22 protein-coding genes are annotated in these 23041 nt (G+C 70.5%); 3 read left to right on the top strand and 19 right to left on the bottom strand.

Annotated elements, in window-relative coordinates:
* Positions 1-3: 3 nt before the first annotated feature.
* A complete protein-coding gene (locus tag R4I43_RS24635) occupies positions 4-1230 on the bottom strand; it encodes a cytochrome P450 (RefSeq protein WP_324268072.1) in 1227 nt (408 codons plus the stop codon).
* Between the two features lie 200 nt (positions 1231-1430).
* On the opposite strand from R4I43_RS24635, the gene R4I43_RS24630 reads away from it, so the two are divergent.
* Positions 1431-2561, top strand: coding sequence for a steroid 3-ketoacyl-CoA thiolase (locus R4I43_RS24630; protein ID WP_324268071.1), 1131 nt, complete (start codon positions 1431-1433; stop codon positions 2559-2561).
* Positions 2562-2797: 236 nt separating this feature from the next.
* On the opposite strand, the gene hsaB is transcribed toward R4I43_RS24630, so the two are convergent.
* From hsaB to R4I43_RS24565, 13 genes are all read right to left on the bottom strand, one after another.
* Positions 2798-3352 carry a 3-hydroxy-9,10-secoandrosta-1,3,5(10)-triene-9,17-dione monooxygenase reductase subunit gene (gene hsaB / locus R4I43_RS24625; protein ID WP_324268070.1) on the bottom strand — a complete coding sequence of 185 codons (555 nt, stop codon included), beginning with the start codon at positions 3350-3352 and terminating at the stop codon, positions 2798-2800.
* An 11-nt stretch (positions 3353-3363) separates the two neighbouring features.
* The gene (gene hsaC, locus R4I43_RS24620) at positions 3364-4275 is read right to left on the bottom strand and encodes an iron-dependent extradiol dioxygenase HsaC (RefSeq protein ID WP_324268069.1); all 912 of its coding nucleotides are present in this window, start codon (positions 4273-4275) and stop codon (positions 3364-3366) included.
* A gap of 21 nt (positions 4276-4296) precedes the next feature.
* A complete protein-coding gene (hsaD, locus tag R4I43_RS24615) occupies positions 4297-5148 on the bottom strand; it encodes a 4,5:9,10-diseco-3-hydroxy-5,9,17-trioxoandrosta-1(10),2-diene-4-oate hydrolase (RefSeq protein WP_324268068.1) in 852 nt (283 codons plus the stop codon).
* The gene (gene hsaA / locus R4I43_RS24610; protein ID WP_324268067.1) at positions 5148-6320 is read right to left on the bottom strand and encodes a 3-hydroxy-9,10-secoandrosta-1,3,5(10)-triene-9,17-dione monooxygenase oxygenase subunit; all 1173 of its coding nucleotides are present in this window, start codon (positions 6318-6320) and stop codon (positions 5148-5150) included. The genes hsaD and hsaA overlap by 1 nt, the downstream gene beginning before the upstream one ends.
* Positions 6321-6333: 13 nt before the next feature.
* Positions 6334-7377 carry a 4-hydroxy-2-oxovalerate aldolase gene (dmpG, locus tag R4I43_RS24605; protein ID WP_407691307.1) on the bottom strand — a complete coding sequence of 348 codons (1044 nt, stop codon included), beginning with the start codon at positions 7375-7377 and terminating at the stop codon, positions 6334-6336.
* A complete protein-coding gene (locus tag R4I43_RS24600; RefSeq protein WP_324268066.1) occupies positions 7374-8279 on the bottom strand; it encodes an acetaldehyde dehydrogenase (acetylating) in 906 nt (301 codons plus the stop codon). The genes dmpG and R4I43_RS24600 overlap by 4 nt, the downstream gene beginning before the upstream one ends.
* A gap of 10 nt (positions 8280-8289) precedes the next feature.
* Entirely contained in the window at positions 8290-9066 is a 777-nt protein-coding gene (locus tag R4I43_RS24595) for a 2-keto-4-pentenoate hydratase (protein WP_324268065.1), read from the bottom strand.
* Positions 9067-9177: 111 nt separating this feature from the next.
* Positions 9178-10344, bottom strand: a complete 1167-nt coding sequence (locus tag R4I43_RS24590; RefSeq protein ID WP_324268064.1) for a lipid-transfer protein — start codon at positions 10342-10344, stop codon at positions 9178-9180.
* On the bottom strand, positions 10341-10766 hold the full coding sequence (locus R4I43_RS24585) for a MaoC family dehydratase (RefSeq protein WP_324268063.1): 426 nt from the start codon (positions 10764-10766) through the stop codon (positions 10341-10343). Before R4I43_RS24585 ends, R4I43_RS24590 begins: the two co-directional genes overlap by 4 nt.
* Positions 10763-11728, bottom strand: coding sequence for a bifunctional MaoC family dehydratase N-terminal/OB-fold nucleic acid binding domain-containing protein (locus R4I43_RS24580; protein ID WP_324268062.1), 966 nt, complete (start codon positions 11726-11728; stop codon positions 10763-10765). The genes R4I43_RS24585 and R4I43_RS24580 overlap by 4 nt, the downstream gene beginning before the upstream one ends.
* Before the next feature lie 14 nt (positions 11729-11742).
* Complete coding sequence (locus R4I43_RS24575; RefSeq protein WP_324268061.1) at positions 11743-12897, bottom strand: acyl-CoA dehydrogenase family protein; 1155 nt, start codon at positions 12895-12897, stop codon at positions 11743-11745.
* Between the two features lie 9 nt (positions 12898-12906).
* On the bottom strand, positions 12907-13962 hold the full coding sequence (locus R4I43_RS24570) for an acyl-CoA dehydrogenase family protein (protein ID WP_324268060.1): 1056 nt from the start codon (positions 13960-13962) through the stop codon (positions 12907-12909).
* Between the two features lie 78 nt (positions 13963-14040).
* Complete coding sequence (locus tag R4I43_RS24565; protein ID WP_324268059.1) at positions 14041-16137, bottom strand: acyl-CoA dehydrogenase; 2097 nt, start codon at positions 16135-16137, stop codon at positions 14041-14043.
* A gap of 113 nt (positions 16138-16250) precedes the next feature.
* Between R4I43_RS24565 and R4I43_RS24560 the strand changes: the two genes are divergently transcribed.
* Entirely contained in the window at positions 16251-16934 is a 684-nt protein-coding gene (locus tag R4I43_RS24560; RefSeq protein WP_324268058.1) for a class I SAM-dependent methyltransferase, read from the top strand.
* Positions 16935-17228: 294 nt separating this feature from the next.
* On the opposite strand, the gene R4I43_RS24555 is transcribed toward R4I43_RS24560, so the two are convergent.
* Genes R4I43_RS24555 through R4I43_RS24545 form a run of 3 tightly spaced genes read right to left on the bottom strand, consistent with a single transcriptional unit; the run spans position 17229 to position 20252 of the window.
* Complete coding sequence (locus R4I43_RS24555; RefSeq protein WP_324268057.1) at positions 17229-18293, bottom strand: prenyltransferase/squalene oxidase repeat-containing protein; 1065 nt, start codon at positions 18291-18293, stop codon at positions 17229-17231.
* Positions 18280-18993 carry a methyltransferase domain-containing protein gene (locus R4I43_RS24550; RefSeq protein WP_324268152.1) on the bottom strand — a complete coding sequence of 238 codons (714 nt, stop codon included), beginning with the start codon at positions 18991-18993 and terminating at the stop codon, positions 18280-18282. The genes R4I43_RS24555 and R4I43_RS24550 overlap by 14 nt, the downstream gene beginning before the upstream one ends.
* Before the next feature lie 2 nt (positions 18994-18995).
* A complete protein-coding gene (locus R4I43_RS24545; RefSeq protein WP_324268056.1) occupies positions 18996-20252 on the bottom strand; it encodes a glycosyltransferase family 4 protein in 1257 nt (418 codons plus the stop codon).
* A gap of 171 nt (positions 20253-20423) precedes the next feature.
* On the opposite strand from R4I43_RS24545, the gene kstR reads away from it, so the two are divergent.
* Positions 20424-21029, top strand: a complete 606-nt coding sequence (gene kstR, locus R4I43_RS24540; protein ID WP_324268055.1) for a cholesterol catabolism transcriptional regulator KstR — start codon at positions 20424-20426, stop codon at positions 21027-21029.
* Here kstR and R4I43_RS24535 read toward each other — a convergent pair.
* The gene (locus R4I43_RS24535; protein WP_324268054.1) at positions 21015-22040 is read right to left on the bottom strand and encodes an MBL fold metallo-hydrolase; all 1026 of its coding nucleotides are present in this window, start codon (positions 22038-22040) and stop codon (positions 21015-21017) included. The genes kstR and R4I43_RS24535 overlap by 15 nt on opposite strands.
* A gap of 57 nt (positions 22041-22097) precedes the next feature.
* Positions 22098-23003, bottom strand: coding sequence for an SDR family oxidoreductase (locus R4I43_RS24530; protein WP_324268151.1), 906 nt, complete (start codon positions 23001-23003; stop codon positions 22098-22100).
* Positions 23004-23041 lie beyond the last annotated feature (38 nt).

The following is a 23041-nucleotide window of genomic DNA, read 5'->3' as shown; positions in this document are numbered from 1 at the left end:
GGGTCAGCGGTACTGGACCCGGTACTCCTTGATGCCGTTGAGCCAGCCGGAGCGCAGCCGGCGCGGCTCTTCGAGCTGGCGGATGTCGGGCATGTGGTCGGCGATGGCGTTGAAGATCAGGTCGATCTCCAGCCGCGCCAGGCTCGCGCCGAGGCAGTAGTGCGCGCCCGTGCCGCCGAAGCCGACGTGCGGGTTCGGGTCGCGGGTGATGTCGAAGCGCTCGGGCTGGTCGAAGACCTCGCGGTCGAAGTTGGCCGAGCTGTAGAACATCCCGACCCGCTCGCCCTTCTTGATCTGCACGCCGGACAGCTCGGTGTCGGCCATCGCGGTGCGCTGGAAGGACACCACCGGGGTCGCCCAGCGGACGATCTCATCGGCCGTGGTCTCCGGGCGCTCGCGCTTGTACAGCTCCCACTGGTCGGGGTTCTGCATGAAGGCGTGCATGCCGTGGCTGATCGCGTTGCGGGTGGTCTCGTTGCCCGCCACCGCCAGCAGGATGGTGAAGAAGCCGAACTCGTCGTCGCTGAGCGCGCTGCCGTCGACGTCGGCCTCGACGAGCTTGGTGACGATGTCGTCCATCGGGCACTTGCGCTTCTGGTCGGCCACGCCCATGAAGTAGCCGAGCATCTCCGCGGCCGCGGTCTCCGGGTCGATGTCGTACTCGGGGTCGTCGTAGGCGACCATCTGGTTGGACCAGTCGAAGATGTCCTTGCGGTGGTCCTGCGGCACGCCCAGCAGTTCCGCGATGGCCTGCAGCGGCAGTTCGCAGGCGATGTCGGTGACGAAGTCGCCGGTGCCGGACTCCAGCGCGCCGGTCGCGATCGCCTCCGCCCGCTGGTGCAGCACCTCCTTGAGGCTGTTGACCGCGCGCGGCGTGAACCCGCGGGCCACCAGGCGGCGGACCTTGGTGTGCTCCGGCGGATCGATGTTGAGCATGACGAACCGCTGCATCTCGATCTGGTCCCGGGTCATGTCCTCGTTGAACCGGATGATCGCGGTGTTCTCGTAGGTGGAGAACACGTCGGTGCGGCGGGAGATCTCCTTGACGTCCTCGTGCCGGGTGACGACCCAGTACCCCTCGTCGTCGAACCCCGACTTGCGGAAAGGCTGCTTGTTCCACCAGATGGGCGCGGTGCGCCGAAGCTCCGCGAATTCCTCCAGCGGCACCCGCTCGGAGTAGAGGTCGGGGTCGGTGAAGTCGAAGCCTTCCGGAAGGCTCGGTGCTACCACGGCTACCTCCTGCGCTGCACGAACTGAAACGAGTTCTATGTGAAGCGAACCACAAGATGCGAGCTCGGTAAACCCCTTTAACTACACATGAATCGTGCAAGCAAAGGGAAAGATCGTTTGTCCGCGGCTCGGGGCATGACATCGAGGGATAACATGTTCTAGATTCGTCTGGACGGCGATCGCGGTGAGAGGAGATTCAGGTGGGCACTCCGGTGATCGTGGAGGCGGTGCGCACGCCGATCGGCAAGCGCAAGGGCTGGCTGTCCGGGCTGCACGCCGCGGAGGTCCTCGGCGCCGCCCAGCGCGGCCTGCTGGAACGAGCCGGTGTCGAGCCGGCCGCGGTGGAACAGGTCATCGGCGGCTGCGTCACCCAGGCCGGCGAGCAGGCCGGCAACGTCACCCGCACCGCGTGGCTGCACTCCGGCCTCCCCCAGGAGACCGGCTGCACCTCCATCGACGCCCAGTGCGGATCGGCGCAGCAGGCCACCCACCTCGTCGCCGGGCTCATCGCCACCGGCGCCATCGAGGTCGGCATCTCCTGCGGCGTGGAGGCGATGACGCGGGTGCCGCTGGGCAGCAACATCGGCACCGAGGTGGGGCGGCCCAAGCCCGGCTCGTGGGACATCGACCTGCCCAACCAGTTCCTGGCCGCCGACCGCATCGCCGCTCGTCGCGGCTTCACCCGCGAGGACCTGGACCGCTTCGGGGTGCGCTCGCAGGAGCGCGCGCAGCTGGCGTGGAAGGAGGGGCGCTTCGACCGGGAGATCGTGCCGGTCCGCGTCGGCGACGACGAGGTGACCCGCGACCAGGGCCTGCGCGAGACCAGCTTGGAGGCGCTGGGCGGGCTCAAACCGGTCCTCGACGACGGGCTGCACACCGCGGGCAGCTCCTCGCAGATCTCCGACGGCGCCGCCGCGCTGCTGCTGATGGACTCCGACCGCGCCACGGCGCTGGGACTGCGGCCGCGCGCCCGGATCGTCTCGCAGTGCCTGGTGGGCGCTGAGCCCTACTACCACCTCGACGGGCCGGTGCAGGCCACCGAGCGGGTGCTGGCCCGCAGCGGCATGAAGATCGGCGACATCGACGTCTTCGAGGTCAACGAGGCCTTCGCGTCGGTCGTGCTGTCCTGGGCCGACGTGCACGGCCCCGACATGGACCGGGTCAACGTCAACGGCGGCGCCATCGCCCTCGGACACCCGGTCGGGAGCACCGGCGCCCGCCTGCTCACCTCCGCCCTGCACGAGCTCGAACGCCGGGACGGCACGACGGCCCTGGTCACCATGTGCGCGGGCGGCGCCCTCTCCACCGGCACCATCATCGAGCGACTCTGACGTCGCCGCGGTGCGCGCCGACGCGGGCCCTTCACCCGCGCCGACGCGCACCCCACGCCCAACACGCAAGAATCGGAACGTCCACCACTGCCCGCTCCTCATGCCGCCACCAGGCACAACACACCCGACCGCAGGGGGACCAACGCAATTTCGCGCGAAATTCGAGTCCGAAGTTCTGGACTCGAATTTCGCGCGAAATTGGGATTCCTCACCCGGCCGTGTGCAGGGGTGGCCGGTCAGAGCCAGTCTTCCGGGGTTCCGGTGAGGAAGTCCTCGGGCCAGCAGCGGGCGGGTGTCGTGGGGTGGGTGATTCCCGTGTAGGCGCCCTTGTAGAAGAGGAGCGGGTCTTCGTCCGCGGTCTCGCCCAGGGTGCGGACTCGGCCGAGGACGATGTGGTGGTCGCCGCCGTCGAGAACGGACTCGACCGCGCAGTCCAGCCACGTGAGGGTGCCGTCGAGGACCGGGGCGCCGGAAGGGGCCGGGGTCCAGTCCAGGCTGGCGAACTTGTCCTCGCCCCTGCGGCCGAATACCGTTGACACGTCTCGCTGCCCGGCCGCGAGCACGTTGACGCAGAAGTGGCCCGCGCGCTCGATGAGCGGCCACGTGCGGGAGGTCTTACCGGGGCAGAACAGCACCAGTGGCGGGTCCAGCGACAGCGCCGAGAACGACTGGCAGGCGAAGCCCACCGGCTCGCCGTCGCAGGCGGCGGTCACGACCGTGACGCCGGTGCAGAAGTGCCCGAGCGTGCGCCGGAACGCGGCGCCGTCGACCTCCGGGACCACCACGTCCATCGCCCCTCCCATCACTGCCCGGGCGGCCGGTTGCCGACCGAGAAGTCGTGACCCCACAGGCTCACCGCCGTGCTCTCCCGCGCGATCCAGTCACCGTCGTCGACCTGCCGTCCCTCGCAGCCGAACTCGACGTCGAACCCGCCGGGGGTCTTCATGTAGAACGACAGCATCAGGTCGTTGACGTGCCGTCCCAGCGTCGCCGACATCGGAACCTGGCGCCGGTAGGCGCGGTCGAGGGTGAGCCCGACGTCGTCGACGTCGGCGACCTCCACCATCAGGTGCACGATGCCGCTGGGCGTGGGCATCGGCAGGAACGCCAGGCTGTGGTGCCGGGGGTTGCAGCCGAAGAACCGCAGCCACGCCGGTTCGCCGTCGGAGGGGCGCCCGACCAGCTCGGGCGGCATCCGCATCGAGTCGCGCAGCTTGAACCCGAGCACGTCGCGGTAGAACCGCAGCGCCGCCTCGTCGTCGTGGGTGGACAGCACCACGTGCCCCAGGCCCTGCTCGCCGGTGACGAACGTGTGCCCGTAGGGGCTGACCACGCGGCGGTGCTGCAGCGCCGCGCCGTGGAAGACCTCCAGCTCGTTGCCCGACGGGTCGCTGAAGCGGATCAGCTCCATCACCCGGCGGTCGGCCAGCTCCTCCTTGGTGCCCTCCTTGAACGGAATCCCGTTGGCGCTCAACGAGTCCCGCACCTCCTGCAGGCCCGCCGCGTGCTCGGCCTCCCAGCCGGCGTGCAGCAGCCGGTCCTGCGAACCGGGCACGACCACCAGCCGCGCCGGGAAGTCGTCCATGCGCAGGTACAACGCGTCCGGATCACCACCGCTGCCCTCGACCATGCCGAGGACCTTCAGGCCGTAGGTCCGCCACGCCTCGATGTCGGTGGCCTCGATGCGCAGATACCCGAGCGAGCGAATCCCCATCGGACTACCTCCCTTCACCGGCTAGTTGAGCAGGAAATCCCGCGTCAAAGCGTTGAACTCCTCGAACTTCTCCAACTGCGCCCAGTGCCCGCAGCGGCCGAACACGTGCAGCTGCGCGCGCGGGATGAGCTTGAGCGCCACCAGAGCACCGTCCAGCGGGTTGACCCGGTCCTCCCGGCCCCAGATCAGCAGCACCCGCTGCCGCAGCTTGTAGGCCTCCCGCCACAGCAGGCCCTCCTCGTAGGTCTCGGGCTGGGCGAAGGACTTGCCCATCGCCTTCATCGCGGCCAGCGACTCGGGCGCGCTCGCCGCGGCGAAGCGCTCCTCGAGCAGCTCCTCGGTGATCAGCGACTGGTCGTAGACCATCGTGCGCAGGAACGCTTCGAGCTTCTCCTTGGTCGGGCCGGGCGGAGCGCCGAACTGGCCCAGCTTCTGCACGCCTTCGGTCGGGTCCGGCGCGAACACGTTGAGGCTCAGCCCGCCCGGGCCCATCAGCACCAATCGGCCCGCGCGGTCCGGGAAGTCCAGCGCGAAGCGCACCGCCGTCCCGCCGCCGAGCGAGTTGCCCAGCAGGTGCGCCTCGCCCACGCCCAGCACGTCGAAGAGCTCCTTCAACGCACCGGCGCTGTGGGTGAAGTACTGGCCGTGCTCGGTCGGTTTCGACGACTTGCCGAAACCTGGCTGGTCCACGGCGATGACGTGGAACTCCTCGCCGAACGCGGCGATGTTGCGGCTGAAGTTGCTCCACGCCGACGCCCCGGGACCACCGCCGTGCAACATGACCACAGTGGACTCGTTGCCGACCCCGGCCTCGTGGTAGTGCAGCGTCAGCCCGGAGGGCAGGGTCGCGTCCTGGCTCTTGATCTCCACCATCAGACCATCGAATCCTTCACCGGTAGACCGAATTCCCCGCTGCCGAACATCGTGTAGGCGCGCTCGGCGTCGTTGGCCGCGTGCACCCGGCCGGCGTGCGCGTCCCGCCAGAACCGCTGGATCGGCGTGCCCGCCTGCAGCGCCCGGCCGCCGGAGTTCTCGAAGAGCCGGTCCACCGCGGAGATCGCCCGCGCGGTGCCGCGCACCTGGTCGCGCCGCGCCTTCAACCGCAGCGACATCGGCACCTCCTCGCCCGCCTGCAGCAGCGCCAGTTCCTCGGCGATGTTGGTGGACAGCTGCAGCCACGCGGCGTCGATCTCGCTGGCCGCCTCGGCGATGCGGACCTTGGCGAACGGGTCGTCCTTGGCCTGCTCTCCGGCGTAGGCGGCGCGGACCCGCTTGGCCTGGTGCTCGACGTGGGCGTCGTAGGCGCCCTGCGCCATGCCGATGATCGGCGCGGTGATCGTCGACGGGTGCACGGTGCCCCACGGCAGCCGGTACAGCGGCGCGGTGTTGACCTCGTGGCCGGGGCACTGCGTCTTCGACATCGCCATGAAGCTCAGCGCCCGGTGGGACGGGATGAACACGTCGTCCACCACGATGTCGTTGCTGCCGGTGCCGCGCAGGCCGACGGTGTCCCACACGTCGTTGATGGTGTAGTCGCCCAGCGGCAGCAGGTAGGTGCAGAAGTCGACCATCTTGCCGTCGCCGTCGAGCGCGGGTCCGCCGACGAACACCCAGCTGGCGTGGTCGCAGCCGGACGAGAAGCTCCACTTGCCGGACAGCCGGTAGCCGCCGTCGACGACGGTGGCCTTGCCCATCGGCGCGTACGAGGAGGAGATCCTGGTGTGCGGGTCCTCGCCCCAGACGTCGTCCTGCGCCTGCTGCGGGAACAGCGCCAGGTGCCAGGGGTGCACGCCCAGGATGGAGGCGACCCAGCCGGTCGATCCGCAGGCGCTGGCGATGAGCTTGACCGCGCTGTAGAACTCCACCGGGTCGGCTTCGAAACCGCCGTAGCGCTCGGGCTGCAGCAGCGCGAAGAAACCCGCGTCCTGGAGTTCGGCGATCGATACCGCCGGGATCTTGCGGCCGTCCTCGGCCTGCTGCGCGCGATCCCGCAGCGCTGGAAGCAGTTTGCGCACCGCCTCGAGAACTTCAGTGCTGTCACTCATGCAGCGCTCCTTGTCACTTGGCCTGTTCGCGCTGCAGTTCCAGCGCGATGTCGATCAGCTGGTCCTCCTGGCCGCCGACGAGCTTGCGCTCACCGGCCCGCACCAGCAGTTGCGCCTGGCTGACGCCGTAGCGTTCGGCCTGGTTGGCGGCGTGCTTGAGGAAGCTGGAGTACACCCCGGCGTAGCCCATCATCAGCGCGGAGCGGTCGAGCAGGCATTCCTCGGGCATCGCCGGGCGCACCACGTCCTCCGCGGCGTCGGCGATGGCGAAGAAGTCCACCCCGGTGCGGAAACCGAGCTTGTCGCACACCCCGACGAACGCCTCCACCGGCGTGTTGCCGGCCCCGGCGCCGAAACGCCGTGCGCTGCCGTCGATCTGGACGGCACCGGCGCGCGCGGCGGCCACCGAGTTGGCCACGGCGACGCCGAGGTTCTCGTGCCCGTGGAAGCCGATCTGCGCGTCGCCGCCGATCTCGGCGTCGATGGCCTGGACCCGCTCGGCGACCTGCTCCAGCACCAGAGCGCCGGCGGAGTCGACGACGTAGACGCACTGGCAGCCGGCGTCGACCATGATCCGCGCCTGCTTGGCCAGCACCTCCGGTGGCTGGGAGTGGGCCATCATCAGGAATCCGACGGTCTCCATGCCCTGCTCGCGCGCGAGCCCGAAGTGCTGCACCGACACGTCGGCTTCGGTGCAGTGGGTGGCGATCCGGCACACCGAGGCGCCGTTGTCGCGGGAGATCACGATGTCGTCGGTGACGCCCACCCCGGGCAGCATCAGCACGGCGATCTTGGCGTTGCGCGCGGTCTCGGCCGCGAGGGTGATCAGCTCCTGCTCGGGGGTGCGCGAGAACCCGTAGTTGAACGAGGATCCGCCGAGCCCGTCGCCGTGGGTCACCTCGATCACCGGCACCCCGGCGCCGTCGAGCGCGGTGACGATGTCGCGCACCTCGTCGGCGGTGAACTGGTGGCGCTTGTGGTGCGAGCCGTCGCGCAGCGAGGTGTCGGTGATGCGCAGGTCCAGCTCGTTGCTGTAGGTCTTGGGCAGTCCGGTCACCGCGCGGCCTCCTTCTGCAGCGCCCCGGTGCGGGCGAGTTCTTCGCCGACCCGCACGGCGGCGGCGGTCATGATGTCGAGATTCCCGGAGTACTTCGGCAGGAAGTCGCCTGCGCCCTCGACCTCGACGAACACCGCCACGCGGGCCTGGCCGCCGGTGACGGCCGAGGGCGGGTCGAACTGCGGCTCGGACAGCAGCCGGTAGCCGGGGACGTACTCGGCGATGTCGCGAGCCATCCGGGTGATCGACTCACCGATGGCGTCGGTGTCGGCGTCGGCCGGGATGGCGCAGAAGATGGTGTCCCGCATGATCATGGGCGGGTCCGCGGGGTTGAGCACGATGATCGCCTTGCCGCGCTCGGCTCCGCCGATGACCTCGATGCCCTTGGCCGTCGTGCGGGTGAACTCGTCGATGTTGGACCGGGTTCCGGGCCCGGCCGACACCGAGGCGACCGAGGCGACGATCTCGGCGTAGGCGACCGGGACCACCCGCGAGACGGCGTGCACGATCGGGATGGTGGCCTGCCCGCCGCAGGTGATGAGGTTGATGTTCGGCGCCTCGAGGTGCTCGCCGATGTTGACCGGCGGCACCACGTACGGACCGACGGCGGCCGGGGTGAGGTCGATGGCCCGGATGCCGCGCTCGGCGTAGCGCGGCGCGTTGGCCTTGTGCACGTAGGCCGAAGTCGCCTCGAAGACGATGTCCGGGGTTTCGTTGGCCAGCAACCAGTCCACGCCGTCGGCGCTGGCGGTCACCCCCATGTCGGCCGCGCGGCGCAGGCCATCGCTGTCGGGATCGATGCCGATCATCCAGGCCGGTTCGACGTGTTCGGCCCGGCTGAGCTTGTAGAGCAGGTCGGTGCCGATGTTGCCCGACCCGACGATGGCCGCCTTCGCGGTCATGACGCCCTCCCTAGGGTTTCGCGGTGAGACCGACGGTGCCGAGACCCGAGAACTCGGCGCGGAACGCATCTCCGGGCCGCAGGTCGATGGCGCGGGTGCAGGAACCGGGCAGTACGACGTTGCCCGCGCGCAGCCGCACCCCGAACCCGGCGACCTTGCCTGCCAGCCAGGCCACGGCGGTGGCGGGGTTGCCGAGCACCGCGTCGGAGCGGCCCTCGGCGACGACCTCGCCGTTGCGGTGCAGCACGGCGTCGATGCCGCGCGCGTCGAGCTCGCCGGGCGCCACCCGAGCGGCGCCGAGCACGTAGCCGGCGGAGGAGGCGTTGTCGGCGATGGTGTCGGCGATGCCGATGCGCCAGTCGCGGATGCGGCTGTCGATGAGCTCGATGGACGGGATCAGCGCCTCGGTGCGCTCCAGCACGCCCTGCTCGTCGCAGTCCGGCGGGATGTCTTCGGCCAGCAGGAACCCGACCTCGACCTCCACGCGCGGGTAGCAGTAGGCGCGTGCGTCGATCGGGACGTCCTCGGCCAGCTGCATGTCGGCGAGCAGGTGCCCGTAGTCGGGTTCGTCGACGCCCATCATCTGCTGCATCGCCGGCGAGGACAGCCCGACCTTGTGCCCGGCGACCGCGACGTCGCGGCGGCGGATGTTGATCAGCTGGATCTCGTAGGCGTCGACCACGTCGATGTCGGGGTGCGACTCGACCAGCGGCGGGATCGGCTCCCGTTCGCGCTCGGCCTGCCGCAGCCGCGCGGCGAGGCCTTCCCGGGTCTCGGCACTGAGCATGCGACCTCCACGACACCGTACTGGAACAGGTTCCCTTTGGCGGTAAAACCGGTTCACGTGCTGTTACGCGTCACATCATACTGCCCGAAGCGGCAAAATCTATAACATGTTTCAGTTGGTTGTGAGCACCAGTCCGCTGGTGGGGACGCCAGTGCCCGCGGTCACCAGGACGTTGCCGACCTCGTCGACCTGGTTGACCGCCGTGCCCCGGATCTGGCGGACCGCCTCGGCGATGCCGTTCATCCCGTGGATGTAGGCCTCCCCCAACTGCCCGCCGTGGGTGTTCAGCGGCAACCGCCCGCCGTGCTCGATGGCGCCGTCGGCGATGAAGTCCTTGGCCTCGCCCCGGCCGCAGAAACCCAGCTCCTCGAGCTGGACCAGCACCAACGGCGTGAAGTGGTCGTAGAGGACGCCCACCTGCACGTCCTGCGGCCCGATCCCGGACTGCTCCCACAGCTGCCGCGCCACCAGGCCCATCTCCGGCAGCCCGGTCAACGAGTCGCGGTAGTAGCTGGTCATGGTGAACTGGTCCGGCCCGCTGCCCTGGGCCGCCGCGGCCACCACCGCGGGCGGGTGGGCCAGGTCGCGGGCGCGGTCGAGGCTGGTGACCACCAGTGCCACGCCGCCGTCGCTCTCCTGGCAGCAGTCCAGCAGCCGCAGCGGCTCGGTGATCCACCGCGAGTTCTGGTGGTCCTCCAGCGTGATCGGCCGCTGGTAGAACCAGGCGTTCGGGTTGGTGGCCGCGTGCTTGCGGTCGGCGACCGCGATCCGGCCGAAGTCCTCGCTGGTCGCGCCGTACTCGTGCATGTAGCGGCGGGCGAACATGGCCACCTGCGCGCCCGGCGTGCCCAGCCCCATCGGGTAGGACCAGCTGTTGTCCACCCCGGTGGAGGTCGCCTGCCCGGACAGCCCGGCGTTGAACTGGCCGAACCGCTGCCCGGAGCGCTCGTTGAACGCCCGGTAGCAGACCACGACCTCGGCCATCCCGGTCGCCACCGCCATCGCCGCCTGCTGCACGGTGGCGCAGGCCGCGCCTCCGCCGTAGTGGATGCGGCTGAAGTAGCTCAGGTTCGGGATGCCGACCTCGCGGGCCACCGCCACCTCGGTGTTGGTGTCCATCGTGAAGGTGACCAAACCGTCCACATCGGACGGCGAAAGCCCGGCGTCGGCGAGCGCGGTGCGCACGCATTCGGCGGCCAGCTGGAGCTCGCTGCGCCCGGAGTCCTTGGAGAACTCGGTCGCGCCGATGCCGGCGATGGCGGTCTTGCCTGAGATCATCGGGCCACCTCCGGCAGCTCCAGCCGCACCCGGCCGGTGACGTGGGTGCCGAGCTGGTTGCGGCCCAGCACCTCGACGACGAACACGCCGTCGCCGCGTTCCAGCACCTGACCGTGCATGGTCAGCGTGTCGTACGCGTAGCAGGGCACGCCGAGCTTGATCGACACCCCGCGCACCAGCGCCTCCGGGCCCGCCCAGTCGGTGACGTAGCGCTGCACCAGTCCGGTCGTGGCGAGGATGTTGAGGAAGATGTCCTCCGACCCCTTGGCCTGGGCCAGGTCGCGGTCGTGGTGCACGTCCTGGAAGTCGCGGGTGGCGATGGCCGTGCTGACGATGAAGGTCGGGGTCGCCTCGATGCGCTCCTCGGGCAGCGCGTCGCCGATGGCGACCTCACCCGCCGAGCGCGTGCGCGTCAGGATCATTCTGTCTCCACGGGTTTCCAGTACGGCAAGGTCAGTTCGTCGTCGACGCGCTGGTAGGCGACCTGGACGCGTTGCCCGATCGTCACCTCGTCGGGATCGACGTCGTGCAGCTCGCCGAGGACGCGCACGCCCTCGTCGAGCTCGACCAGCGCGATCACCAGCGGCAGCTCCTTGCCCGGGATCGCGGGCCGGTGGTGCACGACGTAGCTGCAGACCTCGCCGAGCCCGTCGGAGACCAGGTGCGTGCGCTTGGTGGCACCGCACTCCGGGCACATCGGCCCCGGCGGGTGCCGCAGCAGACCGCAGCCGCCGCAGCGCTGGATGCGCAGCTCACCGGCGGCCGTGCCCTCCCAGAAGTAGGCGGTGTCGCGGTTGATCGCGGGCCGGATGACCTCGGCCGGCGGCTCCGGTTCCGGCTGCGGTTCGGCGGGTTTCGCGTCGGCGGGCTTGAACTTCAGGACCCGGAACATCATCTCGGCCACGGGTTCGTCGCCGACGTACCAGGTGTTGCGAGTGGTGACGAACCAGCCTTCACCCAGACCGGTCTTCTTCGGCCCGACCACCGAGTCGAGCTTGGTGGTGACCGTGACGTGCTCGCCGTGCCGCAGGTAGCGGTGGTAGGTCTGGTCGCAGTTGGTGGCCACGACCGAGACGTAACCGGCCTCGTCGAGCGCGCCCATCATCGCGTAGAGCGGGTCGTCGGGGTCGCGCTGCGGGTGGAGCCCGCCCATCGTCCACACCTGCGCCATCGCCGGGGGCGCGACCAGTCCACCGTGGACGGATTCGGCGGCGGCCTCGGCGTCGTTGTAGACCGGGTTGGCGTCGCGCATCGCCTCGACCCAGTTGTTGATCATAGGCAGGTTCACCGGGTCGCGCGCGGAACGCGGTGCGCTGGCACCGCCCTCGGCGATCCGCTTCGCCGCCGCCCGGATCTCGTCGGCTTCGGTGGCGGTACTGGTCATGTCACTCCCATTCCTCAGCGCGGCACCCGCGGCAGTCCCAGCCCGGCGGTGGCGATCAGCTCTCGCTGCACTTCGCTGACACCGCCGCCGAAGGTCAGCACGAGGTTGCGCTTGGCCTGGACGTCCAGCCAGTGCAGCAGTTCTGCGGTGTCCTCATCGGAGGGATCACCGTGGCGTCCGACGATCTCCTCCAGCTCGCGGCCCAGCACCTGCACGGTCTCGGACGAGAACACCTTGGTCGCCGAGGCGTCGGCGACCTCCACCGGACCGAGCGAGGCCGAGGCCGCGACCTGCCAGTTGAGCAGTTCGTTGACCCGCTCGAAGGCCCGCACCCGCGCGAGAACCCGTCGCACGTCGGGGAGTTCCAGCAGACCGTGCGAGCGCGCCCACGCGTGCACGCGCTCGCGCAGCCCGCCGGTGCGGCCGGACGGGCCGAGCATGACGCGCTCGTGGTTGAGCTGGGTGGTGATCAGCTTCCAACCCCGGTCCTGCTCCCCCACCAGCATCGACGCCGGGACCCGCACGTCGTTGAAGTAGGTGGCGTTGACGTGGTGCGAGCCGTCGGCGGTGATGATCGGCGTCCACGAGTAGCCGGGGTCGCTGGTGTCGACGATGAGGATCGAGATGCCCTTGTGCTTGGGCGCGTCGGGGTTGGTGCGGCAGGCCAGCCAGATGTGGTCGGCGTCGTGCCCGCCGGTGGTGAAGATCTTCTGCCCGTTGACCACGAACTCATCGCCGTCGCGCACCGCGGTGGTGCGCAGCGAGGCCAGGTCGGTGCCCGCCTCGGGCTCGGTGTAGCCGATGGCGAAGTGCACGTCCCCAGCGAGGATCTTGGGCAGGAAGAAGGACTTCTGCTCCTCGGTGCCGTAGGCCTGCAGGGTGGGCCCGACGGTCTGCAGCGTCACCGACGGCAGCTGCACGTCGGCGCGGGCGGCCTCGTTGGCGAAGATGTACTGCTCGACGTCGCCGAAACCCCGTCCGCCGTACTCCTGCGGCCAGCCCACGCCGAGCCAGCCGTCGCGACCCATCCGGCGCACGACCGCGCGGTGCGCCTGGTCGTGCCGGTCGACGGCCAGCGCTGCGCGCTCCTCGGGGGTGACGAGGTTGCTGAAGTACTCGCGCAGCTCGGCCTGCAGCGCCCGCTGCTCCTCGGTGAGTTCGATGAACACGGCTTCTCCTCAGGCGTGTCGGGCGAGGACGTCGACGCGGTGCGCGGCGCCGCCCGCGAGCCGCGCGAGGTCCTTGACCTGCGAGTAGTAGCGGTGCATCGGGTAGGTGATGTCCACCCCGAGCCCGCCGTGCAGGTGGTGGCAGGTGTGCATCGCGCCCGGCGCCTGGTCGGTGAGCCAGAACGCGGCGACGTCGAGGTCTTCGCCCGCGTCGCGCCCGGTCCCCAGCCGCCAGGACGCCGACAGCGCGGCCAGGTGCAGGGTGCGGTTGACGACGTAGACGTCGGCGATCTGCTGCGCGACCGCCTGGAACGCCGCCAGCGGCTTGCCGAACTGGTGGCGGGTGCGCAGGTGCTCTGCGGTGAGCTCCAGCGCCCCGGCCACGGCTCCGTCACCGAGCGCGCACATGCCCGCGAGCGCGCAGGCGTGCACGTCGTCGAGCAGCTCTTCTCCTGGCGCGCCGAGGATTTCGCATTCGACCGCGTCGAGGTCGACGACCCATTCGGTGCCGGTCGAGGACTTGGCGGAGTGCAGCGTGACGCCGTCGGCGTGCGGGTCGACGAGCGCGATCGCGGGCCCGCGCTCGGTGCTCGCCGAGACGAGCAGCCGGTGAGCGGTGTCGGCGTGCAGCACACCGGTCTTGCGCCCGGTGACGCGCGATACCCGCACCACCGCAGCGGGTTTCACCGGCAGCGGGTTCGAGACCTCGTTGAGCGCGGCGCTGAACACGCGGCCCGGCTCGGCGAGCAACCGCTCCTGCTGGTCGTGCTCGCCGTGCCGCGCGATGGGCAGGACGCCGAAGGCGAGGGTGGCCAGCGCCGGGACGCCGACCCCGGCCTTGCCGACCTCGGTGAGCACCAGGCCGACCTCCAGGGGGCCGAGACCGGCACCACCGAGGCGCTCGGGGACCGGCAACGACAGCAGGCCGGCTTCGCCGAGCGCCTTCCACACCGACTCGTCGAAACCGATTCCAGTTGAGGCGGCCGACCGCTCGGTCTCCCGCGCCAGAACTTCAGCCGCGAGATCCCGCACTGCCTGCTGCGTCTCTCCGAGCGTGAACTCCATCCCGCCCCCTCGACCAACCCTGGCCACGTTGTGAAACTTGTTCTACTTCTACCGTCTGAGCGACCTCCCGCGCAAGCCTCAGCGAGGCAGCCCGAGGATCCGTTCGGCGATGACGTTGAGCAGGATCTGCGTCGTGCCACCGGCGATGGACAGGGCGCGGGTGAGCAGCACCTCGTGCACCGGTTCGGCCTCCACCACGAGCGCTTCGGCGCCGAGCACCTCGGTGCCGAGCTCGGCGACGTTCTGGCGGTGCCACACGCCCAGCAGCTTCTCGACGCTGGACTCCGCGCCCGGCCCCCGGCCGTGCAGGCTGCGCAGGGTGGAGCGCAGGCGCAGCAGCGAGCCGGTCAGGCCGTCGACCACGGCCGCTCCGAGGCGTTCGCGCATCGACGGGTCCGCGCAGCCGGGATCGGCCAACAGCCGCTCGACCTCCTGACCGAGGCTCGACCCGCCGCCGAGCGCGACGCGCTCGTTGGCCAGCGTCGTGCGCGCGAGCTTCCATCCCTGGCCAGGTTCGGCGACCAGGCAGTCGTCGGGGACGAAGACCTCGTCGAGGAACACCTCGTTGAACCGCTCCACGCCGGTGATCTCGCGCAGCGGGCGCACCGTGATGCCCTCGGAGCGCATGTCGACCAGGAAGTAGCTGATGCCGCGGTGCTTCGGCGCCTCCGGATCGGTGCGGGCCAGGCAGATCCCCCAGTCGGCCTCCTGCGCGAGCGAGGTCCACACCTTCTGGCCGGTGAGCTTCCAACCGCCGTCGACGCGTTCGGCCTTGGTGCGCAGCCCGGCGAGATCGGAACCGGCGCCCGGCTCGGAGAACAGCTGGCACCAGGTGACCTCGCCGCGCAGCGTCGGCCAGACGAACCGCTCGCGCTGGGCGTCGGTGCCGTGCTCGACGATGGTCGGCACGGCCCAGTTGCCCACGACCATGTCGGGGCGCCGCACGCCCGCGCGGTCGAGCTCCTCGTCGATGAGCAGCTGCTCGTGCGGGCTCGCGCCGCAGCCGTAGGGCCGGGGCCAGTGCGGGGCGAGGTAGCCGGTCTCGGCGAGCCGGATCCGCTGCTGCTGCGGGGAAAGCGCGGCGATCCCCTCGACCGCGCTGCGGATCTCACCGCGCCGGTCCTCGGGGAGTTCGGCCGACAGGCTCAGCCGCCTGCGCGCACCGGAAGCCGACAGGTCCGCGACGCGGCGACGCCAGCCGGCCGAGCCGCCGACGGTCTGCCGCAGAGCCAGCGCCCGGCGGAGGTAGAGGTGGGCGTCGTGCTCCCAGGTGAAGCCGATGCCGCCGAGCACCTGGATGCAGTCCTTGGCGACCTCCACCGCCGCGTCGAAGACCGCGGCTCCGGCCGCGGCGGCGGCCAGCGGGTGCTCGTCCGGGGCGTCCTCGGCCGCGCGGGCGGCGTCCCAGGCCAGCGCGGTGGCCTTCTCGACCTCGCAGAGCATCCGGGCGCAGAAGTGCTTGACGGCCTGGAACGAGCCGATGACCTGGCCGAACTGCTCGCGGGTTCCCGCGTGCTCCACCGCGGTGCGCAGGCACCAGCTCGCGATCCCGGCGGCCTCGGCGGCGGCGAGCGTGACCGCGAGGTCCCGGACGTCGCGGTCGAGGACGTTCTCGGCCGGGATCGCGACGTCGCGGAGCACGACCTCGGCGACCGGGCGGGACAGGTCCAGCGACGCGCGCGGGTGACGTTCCGCCTGGTCGGCTGCGACGAGGAACCAGACCTCGCGGTCGCCCGAGCGGGCGGGCAGCAGCAGGTGGGTCACCCCCATCGCGCCCGGGACGGCCGCGATGCGGCCGGAAACCACCAGCCCGTCAGCGGTTTCGACGGCGTTCAGCTCGCCGGGCTCCAGCGCAGCGGCGGCGGTGGCCCGGCCTTCGGCGAAGTCGGCGTCGCCCAGCAGCGCGACGGCCAGGGCCGTGGACCACACCGGACCTGGGACCAGCGCATCGGCCGCCTGCTCCAGACCGGCGGCGAGGTCGGCCAGCGTGCCGATCCCCTCGGCGAGCAGTGAGAACACGCCGATCTCGGTCAAGCCGGTCCAGGTCTCCTCCTCGTGCCAGACCGGGGCCTCGGCGCTCTCCAGCTTGCGCACCGGATCGGTGCCCAGCCCCTCGGCCCAAGATCGGATGGACTCCTGCAGGGCCCGCTGCTCGTCGGTGATCGCGATCGGCACAACGCCTCCTCGTCCGCGCCCGCACTGCGAGAATTAGAACATGTTCTAACAAGCTAGCGGGTGGACCGGGTACGCTGCAACGCGCATCAGTACCGATTCGAAAGAGGCACCACGTGACGCAGGGATCGACCACCGACCGCGAGCACCACCCGTCGATGCCTGTGGAACTGCTCGACCTCGCCGAGCAGGCGACCGGGTTCATGCCCACCGACGAGGGCCTGGCGCTGCACGAGACCGCCCTGGCGCACCTGGGCCAGGGCGTGGGCGTGGAGATCGGCACCTACTGCGGGAAGTCGACGATCTTCCTGGGTGCGGCAGCCCGGCGCACCGGCGGCCGGATCGTCACCCTCGACCACCACCGGGGCTCCGAGGAGCACCAGCCCGGCTGGGAGTACCACGACCCGACGCTGGTCGACCCCGCCGTCGGCAAGCTCGACACCCTCGGCGAGTTCCGCCGGACCATCGCCCGCGCGAGACTGGAGGACGAGGTCACGGCCATCGTCGGCCGCTCCGGCGAGGTCGCGTCGTTCTGGCGGACGCCGCTGACCTTCGTGTTCATCGACGGCGGCCACACCGAGGAGGCCGCCATCACCGACTACGAGGGCTGGGCGCACTGGCTGGTCCCCGGCGGCGCCCTGGTCATCCACGACGTCTTCCCCAACCCCGAGGACGGCGGCCAGGCCCCCTACGGCATCTACCGCCGAGCCCTCGCCACCGGCGCCTTCACCGAAACCCGGGTCACGGGCTCCATGCGAGTCCTCGAACGCACGACGGGCGAACCCGGCTCCCTCCCCTGACCCGGGCATCTCCAATTTCGCGCGAAATTCGAACGCCACACCTCCCCCTCGAACTTCGCGCGAAATTCGAGCCCCACCCCGTGACCAGGCCCTACACGCCCGGGCGCGGGTGAGGATTCGAATTTCGCGCGAAATTCGAGCCCCACCCCGTGACCAGGCCCTACCCGCCCGGGCGCGGGTGAGGATTCGAATTTCGCGCGAAGTTGTGGTGCCCTCCAGGCCGGTCGAACTTCGCGCGAAATTCGAAAAACCCCACTCGGCCGGGTGGTTTCGTGGGCCGAGTGGGGTGATGGGTCAGCGGGTGCGTTCGTAGGTGCAGCAGGCGGCGTTCTCGACCGGGAGGCCGTTCGGGAGGTCTTCGCCTCGGAAGATGCCGTTGCCCAGCGAGGTTCGGGTCAGGGCGTCGGTGGCGAGGACGACCGCCGCGGCGGTCCAGGACGACTGCTCCTCCGGCCAGCGCTTGCCGTCGGCGAAGACGAAACCCGTCCAGTACGAGCCGTCGGGGTCGCGGAGGTGCTGCATCGCGCTCAGCTGCTGCACCGCGCGGTCGTGCTCGCCGAGGGCGTCGAGGGCCAGCACCAGCTCGCAGGTCTCGGCGCCGGTGACCCACGGGTGGTCGTCGACGCAGCGGATGCCGAGACCGTCGACGACGAAGTCGTCCCAGCGCTCGTCGATGCGCCGCAGACCGGCCTCGCCGCGCACCGCACCGCCCAGGATCGGGTAGTACCAGTCCATCGAGTACCGGGTCTTCGGCGTGAACGCCTCCGGATGCCTGCGCAGCGCGTGCCCGAGGCGGCCGACGGCCACCTCCCAGCTCGGCTGCGGCACCCCGACGCGCTCGGCCAGCGCCAGCGCGCACCGCAGGCTCTGGTGGATGCTGGAGCTGCCCGACAGCAGGGCCTCACCGGTCGGCCCGGCTTCGCCGATGCCCCAATCGATTTCGCCGCGCTGGTGCTGCGCGGTGAGCACGAAGTCGATGGCGTCGCGCACCATCGGCCACATCCGCTCGGCGAACGACTCGTCGCCGGTGATCAGCACGTGGTGCCACACGCCCACCGCCGGGTAGGCGCAGTAGTTGGTGTCGGCGCCAGCGTCCTCGACCACGCCGTCGCGCACCTGCAGCGGCCAGGAACCGTCGGCGCGCTGGGTGCTGCGCAGCCACTCGTAGGCGCGCTCGGCCTCGGTGAGCTGCCCGACCACCGACAGCGCCATCGCGCACTCGACGTGGTCCCACGGGTCGGTGTGCCCGCCCGGAAACCACGGGATCTCCCCGGAGGGGAGCTGAACGGACGCGATGGCCTTGCCGGTCTGGACGAGCGCCTCGGCTGAGACGACGCCCGGCAGCTCAGGCGCGGGCACGAGGTTTGCCCAGGTAGACCGCGATGCTCTTGCCGGCGACGGGGTTGAGCAGCTTCTCGGCGGTGCGCGAGATCCACGGCGCCTTCATCATGTCCCACACCAGGAACGCGTGGTACGCCTTGGCCAGCGGGTGGTCGTCGTTGTCGGTGCCCACCGCGCACTTGATCCACCAGTACGGCGAGTGCAGCGCGTGCGCGTAGTCGCGGAAGACGTAGCGCAACCCGGCGTCGGTGAGCTTGCCGATGAGCTCCTCGGCGGAGTAGATCCGCACGTGGCCGCCCTCGACCTGGTGGTACTCGTCCGACAGCGCCCAGCAGATCCGCTCCGGCCAGGCGCGCGGGACGGTGACCACGACGCGACCGCCGGGCTTGACCACGCGGACGAGCTCGCGCATCGCCTTCTCGTCCTCGGGGATGTGCTCCATGATCTCCGAGGCGATGACGACGTCGAACTCGCCGTCGGCGAACGGCAGGGCCAGCGCGTCACCGGAGACGGTCTGGGCCTTGGCGCCCTCGGGCACCTCGCCCTCGTCCTTCATGGCGGCGAACATCGCGGCCACGTTCTCCAGCTCTTCGACGTCCTGGTCGAAGGCGGTGACGTCGGTGCCGCGCCGGTACAGCTCGAACGCGTGCCGGCCGCCACCGCAGCCCAGGTCCAGCACCCGCTGTCCCGGCCGCACGCCGAGCCTGTCGAAGTCCACCGTCAGCAACGCGTTGCTCCCTTCCCACCGCGCGGGCTGCGCGCGATCGCTTCGGCGTAGCAGTCGACGGTCGCCGCTGCCACGGATTTCCAGCTGTAGCGGGCCAGCACCCGCTCACGACCGTTGGCGCCCAGGCGGGCGCGGCGCTCCGGCGAGTCCAGCAGCCGGGCCAGCGCCTTGGCCAGCGCTTCGGCGTCGCCCGGTGGCACCAGGTCGGCGCACTCCCCGTCCGGCCCGGCGACCTCGGGGATCGCGCCCGCGCGGCTGGCGACCAGCGGCGTGCCGCAGGCCATCGCCTCCACCGTCGGCAGCGAGAAGCCCTCGTAGAGCGAGGGAACGCTGGCGACCTCGGCGGAGCCGAACAGCTCGGCCAGCTCCTCGTCGCTGATGCCCTTGACGGTGCGCACCACGTCGCCGATGGCCAGTTCCTCGATGCGCTGCTCGGTCGGCCCACCGGGGGTCAGCTTGCTGACCAGCACCAGCTCCACCTCGCGCTCGGTGCGCAGCTTCGCGACGGCCTCCAGCAGCGTGCCGACGCCCTTCATCGGGGTGTCGGCGCTGGCCATCGCCACGATCCGGCCGGGCACGCGCGGCTTCGCCGGCGGCGTGAACACCTCCGCGTCCACGCCCAGCGGCACCACGCGCAGCTGATCGGGCCGGACGCCGAAGTCCTCGCGGATGTCGTCGGCGGAGTTCTGCGAGACGGTCAGCAGCTGCGGGATCTGCCGCGCGACGCGCGCCTGCATGCGGGTGAAGCCGTACCAGCGGCGCACGGTGAGCTTGCGCCAGCCCTTGGCGTCGGCGAGGTCGACCCGGCGGTCGTGGGTGATCGGGTGGTGCACGGTGGCGACCAGCGGGATCCCGGCTCGCTGCAGCGAGAGCAGGCCGGTGCCCAGGCACTGGTTGTCGTGGACGACGTCGAACTCGTGCGCGCGGGCCTTGAGCAGCCGGGCGGCGCGCATGCTGAAGGTCATCGGTTCGGGGAACCCGGCGGTCCACATGGTGCCGACCTCCAGCAGGTCGATGTGGTCGCGCAGTTCGCGCCAGTGCGGGGTGCGGAACGGGTCGTCGTCGTTGTAGAGGTCGAGGCTGTCCACCGGGGTCAGGTCGCCGCCGGGGTCCAGGTCCGGGTAGGGCTGCCCGGAGAAGACCTCGACGTGATGTCCCAGCTCGGCGAGGCCGCGGCTGAGGTAGCGGACGTAGACACCCTGTCCGCCGCAATGCGGCTTGCTCCGATAGGAAAGCAGCGCGATCCGCACGATTCACCTCACACTGCCCGGGGGCCGCGGGCTGGGTAGACTGGAACATGTTTCGGTCGAGGTAACCCGCTTACCTTAACCCGTTAGTAGCCCCGGACGATGAGTCGCGTGGCGACGAACACGCTTCGCCGTCACCCGCTGTCCGTCGACTGTTCAAGGAGAGCCCGGCCCATGGAAAGCTCGCAGAACGTGCTGGAGGCACTCCGGGGCAGCACGACCGGCACCACGGCGCAGGCTGAGCGCCGCAAGCGCATCATCGACGCCACCCTCGCGCTGGCGAGCAAGGGCGGCTACGACGCCGTGCAGATGCGCGCGGTCGCCGAGAAGGCCGATGTCGCCCTGGGCACCCTCTACCGCTACTTCCCGTCGAAGATCCACCTGCTGGTGGTCGGCCTGGCGCGGGAGTTCGCCCGGGAGCAGGAGAAGCTGGACCGGTCGAAGATCCCGGGTGACACCGCCTACGACCGGGTGCTGCACGTGCTCAACCGCACCACCCGCCAGCTGCAGCGCAACCCCGAGCTGACCGAGGCGATGACCAGGGCGTTCATGTTCGCCGACACCTCGGTGGCCAACGAGGTCGACACCGTGGCGCTGCTGATGGAGCAGCTGTTCACCCAGGCCATGACGCCCGACGAGCCCACCGAGGAGCAGAAGGCGATCGCGCGGGTGATCGGCGACGTGTGGCTGTCCAACCTGGTCGCGTGGGTGACCCGGCGAGCCTCGGCGTCCGACGTGTCCAACCGCCTCGAGCTGACCGTCCGGCTACTGCTGGCCTGAGTACTCCACCGCATCCCCGTTCTGGGTGGCGGTGAGCTCGCCGCGCTGCACCAGCAGGTCCAGGTGCGCGCTGGTCTCTCCGACGGCCAGGACCTGGTTGAACAGGTCGAGGTCGGCGAAGTTCTTGTTGCGCCGGGTCCAGCCGAGCTTCAGCGCGGCTTCGTAGGCGGTTCCGGCGCCGTCGCGGACGACCTCGGCGGTCTGCTGCAGGCGTTCGTCGTGGTGGCTGAGCAGCTCTTCGACCCGCTGGTGTGAACTGCCGCCAACGGGCCCGTGCGCGGGCAGCAGCCGCAGGTCGGGGTAGGTCTGCATGAGCCGCAGCGAGTCCAGGAAGTCGCCCAGCGGCAGGTCCGGGCGGGCCGATTCGACGCCGATCGAGGGCGTGATGTGCGGCAGGATGTGGTCGCCGGAGAACAGCACCGACGAGTCGGCGTCGAGGAACACGACGTGCCCGCGGGTGTGCCCCGGCGTGGGCACGGCCAGCAGCGTGCGGGAGCCCAGCGGGATCTCGACCTTGCCGTGCAGCCACTCGTCCGGCGGCTCGTAGGGGTTCTCTCCCTTGCGCTCCGGCGGTTTTCCGTACTCCTCGGCGAGCCTGCCGAGGAGTTCCTGCGCGCCCCAGCGCTGCAGCCGCCGCATCTCGGCGAGTTCGGTGCCACCGGCCAGGATCGCGTCCATCGTGGGCTGTTCTCCCGCACCGAGGCTGATCTTGGACCCGAAGGTGCGGCGCAGCTGCACCGCCAGCGTGTAGTGGTCGCGGTGCACGTGGGTGACCAGGAACCGCTGCACGTCGGCGAAGTCGTAGCCGATCTCGCCGAGGCCCTTCTCCAGCTGCGCGCGGGCCTCCTCCAGCGCCCAGCCGGAGTCGATGAGCACCAGCCCGTCGGAGTCCTCGATGGCGTAGACGTTGACCGCCCGCAGGCCGTCGTTGGGCAGCGGCAGCGGGATGCGGTGCACGCCCGGGCCGACCTGTTCCACGCCGGGCTCGATCCACGCGTGCCGATCGCTCACCGCTGTCCTCCGAGAATTCGACGAACTTCCTGAAAAGAGATGTACCACCCCGCTCGCTCAGGTGCCGTAGACGGGGCCGGGAACCGGGGCCTTGGCGAGCAGTTCTGACACGACGGGGCCCAATTCGCCGGCGTTCCAGCGGCGTCCCGCGTCGCGGGAGGGTCCTCGGGTCCAGCCGGTGGCCACGGTGATGTCCCCACCGGCGACCTCGAAGACCCGGCCGGTGACCTCGGCGGATTCGACGCTGCCGAGCCACGCCACCAGCGGCGAGACGTTCTCCGGGGCCATCTCGTCGAAACCCTGGTCGGGCTGGGCCATCATGTCGGCGAAGACGGTCTCGGTCATGCGGGTGCGCGCCGAGGGCGCGATGGCGTTGACGGTGACGCCGTAGCGGGCGAGTTCGGCCGCGGTGTTGAGGGTGAGCGCGATGATCCCGGCCTTGGCCGACGCGTAGTTGGTCTGGCCGACGCTGCCGAGCAGTCCGGCCCCTGAGGTCGTGTTGATGATCCGCGCCTGCACGGACTCACCCGCCTTGGTGCGGTCGCGCCAGTGCTGCGCGGCGTGCCGCATGGTTGCGGCGTGGCCCTTGAGGTGGACGCGGATGACCTGGTCCCACTCGTCCTCGGCGAGGTTGACGAACATCCGGTCCCGCACGAACCCGGCGTTGTTCACCAGCACGTCGAGGCGTCCGAACCGCTCCACGGCGAACTCCACGAGCTCCCGCGCCTGGCTCCAGTCGGCGACGTCGGCCCCGTGCACCTCGGCCTCACCCCCGAGCGCCCGGATCTCCTCGGCGACCTCCGCGGCCGCCGACCCGTCCCCGCCGGTCCCATCGAGCTGCACGCCGATGTCGTTGACGACGACCTTCGCCCCCTGCCGCGCGAACTCCAACGAGTGCGCCCGCCCGAGCCCACGCGCACCCCCGGTCACGATCACGACCCTGTCCTGACAGATCACGTCAATCCTCCTCGAAGTTCGTAGCGTTCAACGGATTACCGCCG

Origin of the sequence: Saccharopolyspora mangrovi (assembly GCF_035320975.1) — a bacterium.
GTDB lineage: Bacteria > Actinomycetota > Actinomycetes > Mycobacteriales > Pseudonocardiaceae > Saccharopolyspora > Saccharopolyspora mangrovi.
The sequence above is the reverse complement of the archived record's forward strand: the minus strand, read 5'-3'. Positions and strand labels throughout refer to the sequence as shown.

Coding starts and splice junctions, on each gene's coding strand:
- R4I43_RS24580 (WP_324268062.1), bottom strand. CDS start 11,728: ATGACCAGTACCGCCACCGAAGCCGACGAGATCCGGGCGGCGGCGAAG.
- R4I43_RS24570 (WP_324268060.1), bottom strand. CDS start 13,962: ATGGAGTTCACGCTCGGAGAGACGCAGCAGGCAGTGCGGGATCTCGCG.
- kstR (WP_324268055.1), top strand. CDS start 20,424: ATGGAAAGCTCGCAGAACGTGCTGGAGGCACTCCGGGGCAGCACGACC.
- hsaD (WP_324268068.1), bottom strand. CDS start 5,148: ATGGTGGAGATCAAGAGCCAGGACGCGACCCTGCCCTCCGGGCTGACG.
- hsaB (WP_324268070.1), bottom strand. CDS start 3,352: ATGGACGTGGTGGTCCCGGAGGTCGACGGCGCCGCGTTCCGGCGCACG.
- R4I43_RS24595 (WP_324268065.1), bottom strand. CDS start 9,066: ATGCTCAGTGCCGAGACCCGGGAAGGCCTCGCCGCGCGGCTGCGGCAG.
- hsaA (WP_324268067.1), bottom strand. CDS start 6,320: ATGAGTGACAGCACTGAAGTTCTCGAGGCGGTGCGCAAACTGCTTCCA.
- R4I43_RS24585 (WP_324268063.1), bottom strand. CDS start 10,766: ATGATCCTGACGCGCACGCGCTCGGCGGGTGAGGTCGCCATCGGCGAC.
- R4I43_RS24600 (WP_324268066.1), bottom strand. CDS start 8,279: ATGACCGCGAAGGCGGCCATCGTCGGGTCGGGCAACATCGGCACCGAC.
- R4I43_RS24590 (WP_324268064.1), bottom strand. CDS start 10,344: ATGATCTCAGGCAAGACCGCCATCGCCGGCATCGGCGCGACCGAGTTC.
- hsaC (WP_324268069.1), bottom strand. CDS start 4,275: ATGGGGATTCGCTCGCTCGGGTATCTGCGCATCGAGGCCACCGACATC.